At 31.5% G+C, this 14148-nt stretch carries 12 protein-coding genes; 2 read left to right on the top strand and 10 right to left on the bottom strand.

Annotation, left to right across the window (positions count from 1 at the left end; genetic code table 11):
* Window positions 1-558: 558 nt before the first annotated feature.
* The 6 genes from ACFVRR_RS06955 to ACFVRR_RS06980 form a co-directional block, all read right to left on the bottom strand.
* The gene (locus ACFVRR_RS06955; RefSeq protein ID WP_387326251.1) at window positions 559-855 is read right to left on the bottom strand and encodes a rhodanese-like domain-containing protein; all 297 of its coding nucleotides are present in this window, start codon (window positions 853-855) and stop codon (window positions 559-561) included.
* A 16-nt stretch (window positions 856-871) separates the two neighbouring features.
* Complete coding sequence (locus tag ACFVRR_RS06960) at window positions 872-1225, bottom strand: rhodanese-like domain-containing protein (protein ID WP_387326254.1); 354 nt, start codon at window positions 1223-1225, stop codon at window positions 872-874.
* Window positions 1226-1300: 75 nt separating this feature from the next.
* Window positions 1301-1561, bottom strand: coding sequence for a metal-sensitive transcriptional regulator (locus ACFVRR_RS06965; RefSeq protein WP_098234579.1), 261 nt, complete (start codon window positions 1559-1561; stop codon window positions 1301-1303).
* A gap of 481 nt (window positions 1562-2042) precedes the next feature.
* Window positions 2043-2579 (bottom strand): signal peptidase I, encoded by a 537-nt coding sequence (gene lepB, locus ACFVRR_RS06970; RefSeq protein ID WP_387326258.1) that lies wholly within the window; start codon window positions 2577-2579, stop codon window positions 2043-2045.
* Between the two features lie 145 nt (window positions 2580-2724).
* A complete protein-coding gene (locus ACFVRR_RS06975; RefSeq protein ID WP_387326261.1) occupies window positions 2725-4368 on the bottom strand; it encodes an AMP-binding protein in 1644 nt (547 codons plus the stop codon).
* A gap of 214 nt (window positions 4369-4582) precedes the next feature.
* On the bottom strand, window positions 4583-5839 hold the full coding sequence (locus tag ACFVRR_RS06980; protein WP_387326264.1) for a cation:dicarboxylate symporter family transporter: 1257 nt from the start codon (window positions 5837-5839) through the stop codon (window positions 4583-4585).
* A 646-nt stretch (window positions 5840-6485) separates the two neighbouring features.
* Here ACFVRR_RS06980 and zwf point away from each other — a divergent pair.
* On the top strand, window positions 6486-7985 hold the full coding sequence (zwf, locus tag ACFVRR_RS06985; protein ID WP_387326267.1) for a glucose-6-phosphate dehydrogenase: 1500 nt from the start codon (window positions 6486-6488) through the stop codon (window positions 7983-7985).
* A gap of 80 nt (window positions 7986-8065) precedes the next feature.
* Here zwf and gndA read toward each other — a convergent pair whose 3' ends face one another.
* The gene (gndA, locus tag ACFVRR_RS06990; RefSeq protein WP_387326270.1) at window positions 8066-9472 is read right to left on the bottom strand and encodes an NADP-dependent phosphogluconate dehydrogenase; all 1407 of its coding nucleotides are present in this window, start codon (window positions 9470-9472) and stop codon (window positions 8066-8068) included.
* A 247-nt stretch (window positions 9473-9719) separates the two neighbouring features.
* On the opposite strand from gndA, the gene ACFVRR_RS06995 reads away from it, so the two are divergent.
* Window positions 9720-10829, top strand: a complete 1110-nt coding sequence (locus ACFVRR_RS06995) for an AbrB family transcriptional regulator (protein WP_387326273.1) — start codon at window positions 9720-9722, stop codon at window positions 10827-10829.
* Window positions 10830-10861: 32 nt separating this feature from the next.
* Here ACFVRR_RS06995 and ACFVRR_RS07000 read toward each other — a convergent pair whose 3' ends face one another.
* From ACFVRR_RS07000 to ACFVRR_RS07010, 3 genes are all read right to left on the bottom strand, one after another.
* A complete protein-coding gene (locus tag ACFVRR_RS07000) occupies window positions 10862-11608 on the bottom strand; it encodes an SDR family NAD(P)-dependent oxidoreductase (protein WP_387326276.1) in 747 nt (248 codons plus the stop codon).
* Window positions 11609-11719: 111 nt separating this feature from the next.
* Window positions 11720-12169, bottom strand: coding sequence for a MarR family winged helix-turn-helix transcriptional regulator (locus tag ACFVRR_RS07005; protein ID WP_387326279.1), 450 nt, complete (start codon window positions 12167-12169; stop codon window positions 11720-11722).
* Window positions 12170-12734: 565 nt separating this feature from the next.
* Entirely contained in the window at window positions 12735-14135 is a 1401-nt protein-coding gene (locus ACFVRR_RS07010; protein WP_387326281.1) for an MFS transporter, read from the bottom strand.
* Window positions 14136-14148: the final 13 nt, after the last annotated feature.

The raw sequence follows: 14148 nt of genomic DNA on the forward strand, positions 1-14148 counted from the left end.
GTACGTCCTCATGAACCCTTTATGAGGCACTATATCTCTGCTTTTTGCTTTTGTACTTCCTCATGAACTCTTTATGAGGCACTATATCTCTGCTTTTTGCCTTTTTACTTCCTCATGAACCCTTTATGAGGCACTCTATCTCTGCTTTTTGCTTTTGTACTTCCTCATGAACTCTTTATGAGGCACTATATCTCTGCTTTTTGCTTTTGTACTTCCTCATGAACTCTATATGAAGCACTATATCTCTGCTTTTTGCTTTTTTAACTTCCTCATGAACCCTATATGAGGCACTATATCTCTGCTTTTTGCTTTTGTACTTCCTCATGAACTCTTTATGAGGCATTATATCTCTGCTTTTTGCTTTTGTACTTCCTCATGAACTCTTTTTGAGGCACTATATCTCATCTTCTTGCTAATTTACTTCCTCATGAAACCTAGTTTGCAGGTCCTTTCATCCTTTTGCGTTTTCTCTACTAATAAACCTCAGTATGTTATTACCTTTCAATACATAAAAAAAAAATTGCCTATATTCTTTTATAAGCAATTTTTGCATTTTGTTTATTCAATTTCTCCTGTCCAAGCAAGCATTCCGCCAGTCATATTCACAACATTAAATCCATGACTTTCTAAAAACTGTACTGCTCGACTACTTCTGCCACCAGCATGGCATACAACGATGTATTCATTAGTTTTATCAAGGTCTGCCATACGGAATTCGATTAAACCAAGTGGAATATGCGTCGCACCTGGGATCATTCCGTTTGCTACTTCATCCGCCTCGCGAACATCAATTATATTAATTGAATTTCCATTCTTTAATAAATCTTCAAGTTTTTCTGCTGTAATTTCTCTCATTCATTATTCTCCTTTATTAAGACCAGGTGCTCATTCCGCCTTTTACATTTGTAATATTGGTATAACCCATTTTTTTAAGAACTTTACATGCTTTTTTACTTCTCATTCCACTTTGGCAAATAATAATTGTTTCTTGATTTTTTGAAAGATGATTTAAATTTTGCTTTAACAAATGCAATGGAATATTTTTGAATTCTTTTATATGTCTTCCTTTATATTCTGCAGGTGTTCTAACATCAATGAATTGTTTTTCCTTACTTTTCAATTCATTTTTTAATTCATTTGTTGAAATTTGCTTTACCCCTTTAATTGGAAGAAAAGTTTGTACTAGAAAATAAGCAATTAATACGATGATTAGAATATTTAACATTACTTTTTAGGTCCTACTTTCAAGAAGTTGATGTTCAGAAATATTTTGGCCAGCGATAAGTTTTACGAATATTTTTTATCTGCTTTTTACTAATAAGTTAACTGCTTCTTTTACAAGCTCTTCTGCACTTTCTCCATTTTCATCAGCTAATCTTACACATTCTATTAGATTCGTACTAACGATGACTCCTATTGTACGATCCATTGCTGCTCTTACTGCTGATAATTGAGTGATAACATCTTTACACCCTTTATCTTCATCCATCATTTTTAAAATGCCTCTAAGTTGCCCTTCAATTCGTTTTACTCTATTTTTTATTTGATCATCATAAGACATAGAATTCTTTCCTTTCTTAGTAAAATTTTTACATTAGTTAAATTGAACTATATACCCAGATAGGTATGAAGTCAATAAAATTGCCGTCATTTTAGATTACTAGAAAGAGAAGATAGTTAATTTCATTTTAAACAGCATAAAAGCCTGGTATTTAACTATTCCAGGCTTTACTTCTTCACATATTTATTACTAAGAAAGGTATGGTGATGATCGCTACGATCATTAATAACCAATTATTCTTCTTAATATGAATAATTTCTTCCTCCAATAACAGCTCTTCATTTTTTTTCATTATATATTCCTACTTTCAGTTTTGATTAATTTATTCTTATATTTAAGATTTATTTCCTTAAATAAAGCTTAAAATACCTGTAAGTATCAATTTTATTACTTTTTTATTTTATATAATGAAAATGAAATTTTAATGAAAAACCTTTTTTTAATTTCTACAATCCCTATTTATTCCATTTTACTTTTTCTACTAGTGTATTATTCTTACTCGATCAAAAGGAAAAAAAACTCCTTCAACCTTTCCGACTATTTCAGACTGTTTAATATACCCTAAACCATTTCTGCTATCTTTACTATTTAGTCGATTATCACCCATTACTAAATACGACCCGCTAGGTACTTTAACTTGATTAAATTGAAGATATTCTTTATAGACATTTTTTAAATGATCATTTAAATAGTTTTCAGCTAAATGTTTTCCATTAATATATAGGTTCCCGTTCGTTAAATTAACGTTATCACTTGGCAATCCAATGATTCTTTTGACATAATACTTAGGGTCATTTTGTTTTTTTATAATGACAACTTCGCCTCTATTTATTGATGAAATATGAAATGAGGCTTTATTTACAAACAAATAATCATGATTATGTAAGGTGGGTTGCATCGAAGCACCTTGAACAATAAAGGGTGAAAAAATAAAAATCTTAACAATTAATGCGATTGTAAAAGAATAGACTATTATTTTAAAAGTTTGCCATGAAGATTCCTTTTTTCGTATTTTCAAATTTGTATCCCCTTTAAATTTATTGTCTCCACATTTTACCATAACATGATTAATTATTTGAATATTCCTTACAAATATTTAATGAAAAAAATAGCAAAGCTTTCTGTTTCACTTTGCCATTTCTTCAATGATTAAATCAGATAAATTAAACTTGTTTTGAGACAGATTCTACTGCTTGCTCTCTAAGTCGGAATTTCTGTATTTTTCCAGAGGCAGTCATGGGATACTCTTTTACAAATTCTATATATCGAGGAATTTTATGTTTTGAGATTTTTCCCTTACAGTACATTCGAATATCCTCTGGTGTAATTTTTATTCCTTCTTTAAGAATAATGCAAGCCATTACTTCTTCCCCATACACATGATCAGGTACTCCAACAACTTGAACATCTAACACATCTGGGTAAGTATATAAAAATTCTTCAATTTCACGAGGGTAAATATTTTCTCCCCCACGGATAATCATGTCTTTGAGCCTACCTGTAACTTTGCAATAGCCATTCTCATCCATGATTGCTAAATCTCCTGTATGTAACCAACCATCTTCATCAATCGCAGTACGAGTAGCTTCTTCATTTTTGTAGTAACCTTTCATAACATGATAACCTCTAGTACATAGTTCACCTTGTACACCACGTGGTACTTCATTTGAAGTGCCTGGTTCTACTATTTTCACTTCAACATTTGGTAATGCCTTACCAACCGTTTCAACTCGTACCTCAATTGGATCATTCGTTCTAGTTTGTGTGATAACTGGAGAAGACTCCGTTTGACCATATGCAATTGTAATCTCTGTAATACCCATTTTTTCGATTACTGCCTTCATAACCTCAATTGGACAGTTTGAACCTGCCATAATTCCAGTTCGTAATGTTGACAAATCATATTTAGAAAAATCAGGTTCATTTAATTCTGCGATAAACATTGTAGGAACTCCATGTAATCCAGTACATTTTTCATCTTGTACAGTTTGAAGTACTCTCTTTGGACTGAAGTCTTGTACAGGTACCATCGTTGCTCCAACAGTAACACAAGCCATGGTGCCTAAAACACATCCAAAGCAATGGAAAAATGGAACGGGTATGCATAAACGATCTGTCTTTTTTAATTCCATACAATTCGCAATATTGAACCCATTATTAACGATATTTGAGTGTGTAAGCATTACACCTTTTGGGAAACCAGTCGTTCCAGATGTATATTGCATGTTTATAACATCGTACGGACTCATTGTTGCAATTCGCTTATCCAACTCTATGTCTGAAGTATTTTTAGCCATAGAAATAAGTTCATTCCAAGAGAATGTTCCAGGATATTTTTTCTCACCTAGAACAATTACGTTCCGTAAAAATGGCAGTCGACTGCTATGAAGTTCTCCAGGAACAGCCTCCTTTAATTCTGGTATAATTTCATAAAGCATTTCAATATATGAAGAATCTTTATACTGATCCATTAAAATAATCGTTGTTGAATCAGATTGCTTTAACAAATATTCTAGTTCTGCTGTACGATAATTTGTGTTTACTGTAACAAGAACTCCACCCATTTTGCCAGTTGCAAATTGGGAAGTAAGCCATTCAGGTGTATTTGAAGACCATATTGCAATATGATCACCTTTTTGAATTCTAAGACTCATCAAACCTTTTGCTACTTCTCTACAGTGATTTTCAAATTGTTCGTAATTCATCCTTAAACCTCTATCCGCATAGACAACAGCCTCATGAGTAGGATGTAATTTCGCTTTTTCTTCTAATAGTTTCCCGATCGTAATATCTAGTAAATTTGTCATCTTATCCTCCTTAATTGGTTCCCTTCCAAAAGGACGCGTTATTAGCACTTAAATTAAACACAATTAAGAATATTCTATGTTTTTAGACTTTTCCCTTTAAAAAAACTTCTTTAAAAGTAGAAAAGCCACAAGGAATTTCTTTTTCCATGTGGCTTTTGTTTTTTAGTTAATTTATTTGAGAGTTAAAATTAAAATATCTTTCCTATATTATACGTTACATAGCAACGTTATTATCATTCTTCACCACTTCTGGTTTAAATTCGCGTTCCCATTTAGCAATTACAACTGCTGCTAAAGAGTTACCTACTACGTTTACTGCAGTTCTAGCCATATCTAGAATACGGTCAATACCAGCAATAAATGCTAAACCTTCAACTGGAATTCCTACTGTACCTAATGTTGCTAATAATACAACGAACGATACGCCTGGAACACCTGCAATACCTTTTGAAGTGACCATTAGAACTAACATTAGTGAAATTTGATCTGTGATTGATAAATGAATACCATACATTTGAGCGATGAAAATTGCTGCTAATGCTTGATATAAAGTTGATCCATCAAGATTGAATGAATAACCAGTCGGAATAACGAATGAAGAAATGGATCTTGGTACTCCGAATTTTTCTACTTTTTCCATAATTTTAGGTAAAACTGTTTCTGAACTCGCAGTAGAATATGCTAAGATCAGTTCATCTTTAATTAATTTAATGAACTTAAATATATTAACTCCTACCATTTTAGCTACTAAGCCTAATACTACAACGATAAAGAATGCCATCGTTATATAAACAGTTATGACTAATTTTCCAAGTGGAATTAAAGATTCTAATCCAAACTTTGAAACTGTAACTCCGATTAATGCAAAAACACCAAATGGAGCAAATTTCATAATTTGATTTGTAATGTAAAACATTGTATCAGCTGTTCCTTGGAAAAATGCTAATACTGGCTTTCCTCTTTCTCCTACCGCTGTAATCCCAAGACCAAACAACACTGAGAAAAAGATAATTGCTAACATATTTCCTTCAACAAAAGCTGAAAAAATATTTGGCGGTACGATATTTACAAATGTATCTGCAAACCCATGACTTTTCACTTGTTTTGCTGTTTCAACATAAGTATTTATATCAGTTTTGTGAAGAATACTCATATCTACACCAGCACCTGGTTTAACGATATTCGCTACTAATAATCCGATTAAAATTGCAATTGTTGTAATAATCTCAAAGTACAGAATCGTTTTTCCGCCTAAACGGCCAAGTTTTTTTGTGTCACCAACACTAGCAACACCTACAATAATACTTGAAACAACGATAGGTATTACAATCATTTTAATCAGACGTAAAAAAATGTCTCCGATTGGTTGTAAATAGTCAGCAACCTTTGGATTTCCATAAAAAATTGCGCCTACAATGATCCCGATAACAAGACCAATTAATATTTGCCAAGCTAAGCCAATTTTTTTCATAATAAAAGTCCCCCTTGTAGTAGAATTTTGCCAAGTTTTTTAATTTACAAAAAATAACAAAACCATTTAAATTTTTTTTAAATGGTTTAAGCACTACTTGGCTTATTAAGATATCGATGGAACTCTCATAAATTACCCATCATTTCCATAATTTACTTTTTGATTATATTCAGAATTTACAATCAAAAAAAGTTATAAAAAACAGTATAACAGAAATCTTTACAATTTCAATTTTACTATATTTTCCAAATTTCGAATAAGGTACATTACAATTCTACTAAAAAACTAAGATTTTGACAAATTCCCTTTATTATTTTTTAATTTTTTTTTAATTTTTAACCAAATAATTACATATTTGTATTTATTTTCAGAAAAAACTTGCATTTTCCAAATCATTTAAAACCCCTTTGTTTACAGGGAATAAGAAGAAAAAAGTTAAATATTATCAAGACTCTTATTTACGAATCTGTTCGTTTTGTTTATTATATAAGATGAATAATTTGGAAATTTAATTTATTTTTTAATAATTAATGAAAATGCTTTCAAAATATTTTTTTTGAAAGTGATTTTACATATTTTGTATAATCAGCCTTGATTATTACTAAAATAAGTTAGTAATTTATGTTTAAGAAGTGAGGTAAATTAATTGAAAACTAAAGTAAACCCAAAAGCAGTTATTGTCATTTTTGGAGCAACAGGAGACCTAGCAAAAAGAAAGCTTTTTATTTCAATATATAGATTATTTTTGAGCCAAAAAATTGATGAAGGTTTTGCGGTTGTAGGTGTAGGTAGAAGACCTTGGTCAAATGATGAGTTTCGTGAAACTGTAAAAAAATCAATTCAATCTATTACTTCATCTGATACTGAAATTGAAAGCTTTTTATCTCATTTTTATTACCATCAATTTGAAGTATTAGAACCGTCTTCGTATATAGAATTAGGAAATTTATTAACAAACTTGGATAATCATTACTTAATTCCTGGTAACCGTGTTTTCTTCCTTGCAATGGCACCTGAATTTTTCGGAACAATTGCTAAACAGTTAAAACAAAATGGATTGGCTGATACTGAAGGTTGGAGTCGAATAGTAATCGAAAAACCATTTGGACATGATTTACCGAGTGCAATTGAATTGAATGATGAAATTCGTGAAGCATTTTCAGAAAATCAAATCTACCGTATAGATCATTACTTAGGGAAAGAAATGGTTCAAAATATTGAAGTAATCCGTTTTGCAAATGCCATGTTTGAACCGCTATGGAATAATCGATTTATTTCAAATATCCAAATTACTTCTAGTGAAATTCTAGGTGTTGAAGACCGAGGAAAATACTATGAGAATTCTGGCGCTTTAAAAGATATGGTCCAGAATCATATGCTTCAAGTGGCGGCACTTCTTGCTATGGAGCCTCCGATTAAATTAACAACTGAAGAAATTCGTAGTGAAAAAGTTAAAGTATTTAAAGCTCTACGTAAAATTGATGAAAACGAAGTAAAAGATTACTTTGTTCGCGGACAATATGATGCTGGTGTAATTAACAGTGAAGAGGTTCCAGCATATAGAAATGAAAACAATGTTAACCCTGAGTCACAAACTGAAACATTTGTTGCGGGCAAACTTTTTATCGATAATTTTAGATGGGCTGGTGTTCCATTCTATATTCGAACAGGAAAAAGAATGGCGACAAAATCTACTAAGATTATTGTTCAGTTTTCAGATATACCAATGAATCTTTATTACAATACAAAAGAGACAATGTCTCCAAATTTATTAATTATACATATTCAACCAGACGAAGGAATTACATTGCAATTAAATGCAAAAAGATCTGGCTCAGAAGAAGGCTACACAAAGCCAATTCAATTAACATTTAATAATAATTGTGTTGATTGTGTTAATACACCAGAAGCATATGAGCGATTAATTTATGATTGTATGTTAGGTGATGGGACAAACTTTACACATTGGGATGAAGTAAAATATTCTTGGAGCTTTGTTGATGTCATCTCAAAAGCTTGGGACAATAATTTAGCACCACTTACAACATATAGTTCTGGTACAATGGGTCCAAACGAAGCTGATACTTTATTGACAGTTGATGGTCACAAATGGTGGCCAGTTACTGATCGATTAAATGAAAATTAAAAACGATTTATCGATAAAAAAAGTTACCTCCTCATAATAGCGAGGGGGTAACTTTTTTATGTTTCAAAAACCATGTTAAATTATGTCCACTGAGTATGGAACTTACCTTCTTTATCGATTCGTTCATAAGTATGCGCACCAAAATAATCTCTTTGTGCTTGAATTAAATTTGCAGGAAGTGTTTCAGTACGATAACTATCAAAATAAGCTAATGCTGCAGAGAAACATGGGATTGGTACACCAGCTTCAATTGCTACTACGCTAATCTTACGTAATGCACCTTGATAACTTTCTACGATTTCTTTGAAATATGGGTCAAGTAATAAGTTAGAAAGATTTGCATCTAGATCGTAAGCTTCTTTAATTTTTTGTAAGAAAGCCGCTCGAATAATACATCCACCTCTGAAAATCATTGCAATATCACCATATTGTAAATCCCAGTTATACTCATCAGATGCAGCTCTTAATTGAGCAAATCCTTGAGCATAAGAACAAATTTTACTCATATAAAGAGCTTTACGCACATCTTCAATAAGTTGCTCTTTATCACCATTATATGTACTAGTTGATGGACCAGATAATAATTTACTTGCTTTTACTCTTTCATCCTTCATTGCAGAAATAAAACGTGCAAATACAGACTCAGTAATAATTGAAGTAGGTACACCTAAATCTAGTGTGCTTTGACTAGTCCATTTCCCTGTACCTTTTTGTCCTGCTTTGTCTAAAATAACATCTACAAGTGGTTTACCTGTTTCTTCGTCTGTTTTAGTAAAGATATCAGCTGTAATTTCAATTAAATAGCTATCAAGCTCACCCTTATTCCAATCACTAAATACATGATGTAATTCGTCAGCACTTAAGCCAAGTACATTTTTTAATAAAAAGTAAGCTTCTGAGATTAATTGCATATCTCCATATTCAATTCCATTATGGACCATTTTTACGTAATGACCGGCACCATCAGGGCCAATATATGTTGTACAAGGCTCATTATTTACTTTTGCAGCAATCGCTTCAAAAATAGGTTTTACTAGTTCAAATGCTTCTTTTTGACCACCAGGCATAATTGAAGGACCTTTTAAAGCTCCCTCTTCTCCACCTGAAACACCTGTTCCAATAAAATGAATTCCACTATCAGAAAGCATTTTGTTTCGTCTTTGAGTGTCTTTATAGTATGTATTTCCACCATCAATTAAAATATCACCTTTATCAAGATGAGGTAATAATTGTTCAATTGTTGAATCAGTAGGTGCTCCTGCTTTTACCATTATCAATATTTTTCTAGGTGTTTCAAGAGAATTTACAAATTCTTCAATTGAAATTGTTCCAACGACATTTTTACCTTCTGCTTCTTTTAAAAATTCTTCTGTTTTTTCAACTGAGCGGTTATATACAGAAATTGAGAAACCTCTACTTTCAATATTTAAAGCTAGGTTTTTTCCCATTACTGCTAACCCAATTACGCCTATTTGTTGTTTAGCCAATTCAATTAGTCCTTTCTAATTAAAATTTGCAAGGGTTTTTAAATTAAAAATTGTAAAAAATTTACTATCCTTAATATATCCTCCGTTTAGTTTTACTATCCTGTTTAATATTCTAACGACTAACCGAGCAAAATCCTTGCATACCATAAACTTAAGGTCAATAATGATATTAACATAACAAGCGCGATGAATAAATGTAAACATGGTCTGTTCATTAAAATTTTATAATTTGAAAAGAAGGGAAACTATGGTAATAAATTACAACGACAATAAATGGACTCAGCTTTTATTTACTTTAATTATAGCAATTATTGGTGGATTTTTATTTCAATTGATTAAACTCCCAATACCTTGGCTCCTTGGACCGATGTTTTTTGTACTTATACTTTCTAAAATTAAAGGGATAAAATTGTATTGGCCGAGTAAAATTCGAGATACAGCCATGATTATAATCGGTTATACAATTGGGCTATCATTTACATCTTCTACGTTTATTCAAATCGGACATCAATTAACTTCTATGATTTTGATGACCTTTCTACTCATCCTTTTTACAATTACCATCTCGATTATAATTTCTAAAGTATTTAAAATACATTATCCAACTGTTCTATTAGGTAGTATTCCAGGTGGATTAAGTCAAATGATTGCTCTTGCAGAAGAGATTAAAGATATTGACTTCACAATTGTCACATTCTTACAAATTTCTAGGCTTATGATGATTATTTTTATGGTCCCATTATTAATTTTCAGTCCATTTTTTAACGTACATAAAAGTTCGATCTCAGAAGCCATTCACCACACTTCAGCAAGCTGGCATGGCTTATTTCCAAATATCATTATTTTTGCGATTGCATGTACGCTCCTGGGGCTTCTAGGGAAGAAAATAAATTTTCCTACTGCATTACTTTTAGGACCAATGATCGCTACCATTATACTTAATTTATCAGGACTACATGGACCTGCCTTACCATCTGTTATTTTAAATTGTTCTCAGCTAATGATGGGAAGTTATATTGGCTTATTATTGAAACCAGAAAACTTAACTAACAAATTAAAAATAGTTTTAGTTTCAGTCTTAAGTGGAGTCGTTTTATTAACATTTTCGCTATTGTCTAGTAAATTTTTAACACATATTCACACCATTGATCATATTAGTGCCTTACTAAGTTTAGCACCTGGTGGAATGGATCAAATGGCATTAATTGCAAAAGAAGTAGACGCAGATATAACTGTCATTATGTGTTATCAACTATTTAGAACACTATTTATCTTTATTGTTGTACCATATTTATTAAGATATATTTTTAGAGCAAGGATTCAAGAAAGTAAGATAAAGAGAATAAGTAACGAATAAAAAAGCAAGGAAAATAACCTTTCCTTGCTTTTTTATTCTTCATAGATCATCTTTCTAGTCATGCCACCATCAATTATGATATTTTGACCGTTGATAAAATTATTTTCTGGATCAGCTAAATAAATACAAGCTTTAGCGATATCTTCAGGCTTACCTACTCGATTTGACCAATGTTGAAGATGATCAGTTTCTTTTAATTCTTCATTTTGATCAACTTGAATCCATCCAGGGCTAATGCAGTTTACTGTTATACCATTTGGCTGTAGCGATGCTGCTAATGAATGGGTAATTGATACAATTCCACCCTTTGATGCTGCATAAGCTTCTGAATTTGGCTCCGACATAATCGCTCTCGTAGATGCCATATTTATTATTCTTCCTCCATTATTCATCACTTTAGCAGCTTCTCTTGAGGAAATAAAAACGCTTCTCAAATTAGTATTAATTACTTGATCCCATTCATCTGTTGATAAACTTAAAAATGGCTTAAAAGCGGAAATTCCTGCATTATTAATTAAAATATCAAGTTTACCAATGTTATCAATGACATTGCGAATAAGATTTATGATGTCTTCCTCTTTACTGACATCAGTCTTAAAAAATATTGCCCTCCCACCATTTTCCTCAATTTTCTTGACAACTCTATGACCTTTTTGTTCATTAACATCTGCTATAAAAACAATTGCACCTAATTTTCCAAATGCAAATGCAATCCCCTCTCCAATTCCATTCGCACCACCGGTAATAATAATTGATTTTCCTTTAAACTTTTCATCCATATTTTTTATACCTCTTCATACAATTTGTCTATTATTATTATTATTTCCAGCATTAACAAAAAAAGCCGTCAAATGACAGCTTTTAATTAATTTAGTTCGAATTAAGTTATCTCAACATTGAGGTTGATTTTTGCTTAAACCAACCTTTTTTAATAAATAGATTAACATATCTTTTTCAGCTGAATTTAGTTGAGAAAATAAGTTATGAATCATTTCACTATGAGCCGGAAAGATGCAACTAATTACTCTTCTACCCTCTTCTGTCAAAGCTGCATAAATAACTCGTCGATCTTTTGGACAATGAACGCGTTTAATATATCCCCTTGCCTCTAATTTATCTAATACATACGTCATATTTCCGCTTGAGATTAATATCCTTTTTCCAATCTGTTGAATTGGCTGATCTCCTTTATGATAAAGCAATTCTAAGACTGCAAACTCAGTCAAATTCAAACCAAAACATTTAATATTATTAATAGAAGCATCAGTCAAAAATCGATTTGATTTACATATTTCAGAATATAACTGGAGCGAATTAGTTGAAATTTCATTTTGATTCAAATCATATCAACCCCTTTCAACTATCTTGAATTAGAGATAATTTTAAAGTATTTTTTGAAAGTAGTCAATGTCCTAAACAATGTTTGTTTAAATAGATAATGAAATTTCTGTGAACGGTTTTAGTTTACATAACAATATTACTAATTGGTGTATGACGCTACAACTTTATTAACATTTACTAAAGTTCAGTACTTTTCAAAAATAGTATTCCAGGGATATAAAAATGGAGCAAATAAAAAATTCGATCAGGATTTGGATTTTAGTACCTTATGATTTTACCTTGCATTAATCCTAGAATGGGCAACAGGTATGAGTATGTATATTTCACTTTATAGCTTGTTTACTTACCCATGAACCTCTTATGAGTAACTACTTTTCTGATTTTTCCATGTTTATTTAATCATGAGTCTCTTATGAGTAAATACATTCCAGTTTTATGCTTGTTTACTTACTCATAAACTCCTCATGAGGATACAAAAACAATACAAATAAAAAGGACATTTTGATTAAAAAATGTCCTTTTTACCAATAACAGCATATATCTATCTTTCAACTATATAACTCTTTAGATTTTACTTTGATTAGCAAGTGCCATTTCTTTAACTTGTTCTTCTGATAAGTCATAGAACTTAAGGAAGATGAATAATGCAATTATACATCCTACTGCTCCACCTAGATTAAATGTCGCCCATAAGGATTTTAGAGTAGTAGCAGTTTGAGTTACGGCATGTCCATTTGTTGCGGCTTTATAGCCTGCAATACCTATGATCCACATACCAAGTCCTCCGGAAATTGCTCCAATAATTTTAGAACTGAATGTTTGCGTTGCAAATATAACTGCTTCAAAACGTGTACCATTTTTATAGCAATCATACTCAACTGAATCAGCAAAGAACATTGGATAAATAACAAGCTGTGGTGCGATTAACATTGCTTTAAGAACTGAAACGCCTAAAAATAATCCGAAATTTTCGTATGCAACAAAGTATGTGACTATTGATAGTAATGCATTTGCCCCTAAAGCAAAAGACATAAGTTTAATCTTTCCATATTTGTTTACTAACTTTGGAACAAAAGGAGCAACTAGAACTACAGGTAGAATACCAATTCCAAGGATTAGTGAAACTTTAGTTGCGTCTTTATAAATATCAGTAGCTACGAAAGGTGCTAAAGTGTTAGTAAAGTTAACGCCGTTTGCAATGATATTTACGATTACGATTGTTTTTAAATATTTATTATTTAATAGTGAATGCAAAATTTCTTTGATTGCTGGTTCTTTTTTATTTGATATAACTCGCTCTTTTACAAATCTTGTCAATGACATGACTAAAAATGCAATGATTGAAAAGATTAATACTGAAATCATGTAATTATTATTAGTAGCCCTTAATACGCTTGGGAATGCAGCTACTGCTACAAGTATACCGACAATCCCTGTAATTTGATTGTTTGCTAGTAGAACTGTTCGTTCTTCAGGATTAGGAGTAATAACCGTCGAAAATGCGAAAGCAGGTGCATCTGCAGCAGCATAAAGTGTACCCCATATTAAATAAGTGATAGCTGCATATCCTATACGTACACCTTCAGAAGCTGCAAGTAATTGATCACTAAATCCGAAACAAAGAAAAGTCATAATAGGTACAGTAATTGATGCTAGATTTACCCAAGGTTTAAATTTACCACTCTTTAAATTTAATCGTTCTATAATTGTAGCAAGCGTTGGATCAACAAATGCATCCCAGATTCTTGCTAGTAAAAGTATACTTCCTACAGTTGTTGCACTAATTCCTAAAACACTAGTATAATAAACTGCTAAAAATGAAGATACAATGAAGAAAATTATATTTTGACCAAAGAAATATGAGCTGTACATGAAACGCTCTGATTTTTTTGTAACAAAAGTATTTTTCGGTTTCGCATTTTTTTCTACAACTATTCGTTCATTTAAAATTGAATTTTTCCCCATAATCCCGCTCCCC

It is taken from the genome of Gottfriedia sp. NPDC057948 (assembly GCF_042887255.1).
Lineage (GTDB): Bacteria > Bacillota > Bacilli > Bacillales > Bacillaceae_G > Gottfriedia.

Coding starts and splice junctions, on each gene's coding strand:
- ACFVRR_RS06955 (WP_387326251.1), bottom strand. CDS start 855: ATGAGAGAAATTACAGCAGAAAAACTTGAAGATTTATTAAAGAATGGA.
- ACFVRR_RS06960 (WP_387326254.1), bottom strand. CDS start 1,225: ATGTTAAATATTCTAATCATCGTATTAATTGCTTATTTTCTAGTACAA.
- ACFVRR_RS06965 (WP_098234579.1), bottom strand. CDS start 1,561: ATGTCTTATGATGATCAAATAAAAAATAGAGTAAAACGAATTGAAGGG.
- ACFVRR_RS06975 (WP_387326261.1), bottom strand. CDS start 4,368: ATGACAAATTTACTAGATATTACGATCGGGAAACTATTAGAAGAAAAA.
- ACFVRR_RS06980 (WP_387326264.1), bottom strand. CDS start 5,839: ATGAAAAAAATTGGCTTAGCTTGGCAAATATTAATTGGTCTTGTTATC.
- ACFVRR_RS06995 (WP_387326273.1), top strand. CDS start 9,720: ATGGTAATAAATTACAACGACAATAAATGGACTCAGCTTTTATTTACT.
- ACFVRR_RS07000 (WP_387326276.1), bottom strand. CDS start 11,608: ATGGATGAAAAGTTTAAAGGAAAATCAATTATTATTACCGGTGGTGCG.
- ACFVRR_RS07010 (WP_387326281.1), bottom strand. CDS start 14,135: ATGGGGAAAAATTCAATTTTAAATGAACGAATAGTTGTAGAAAAAAAT.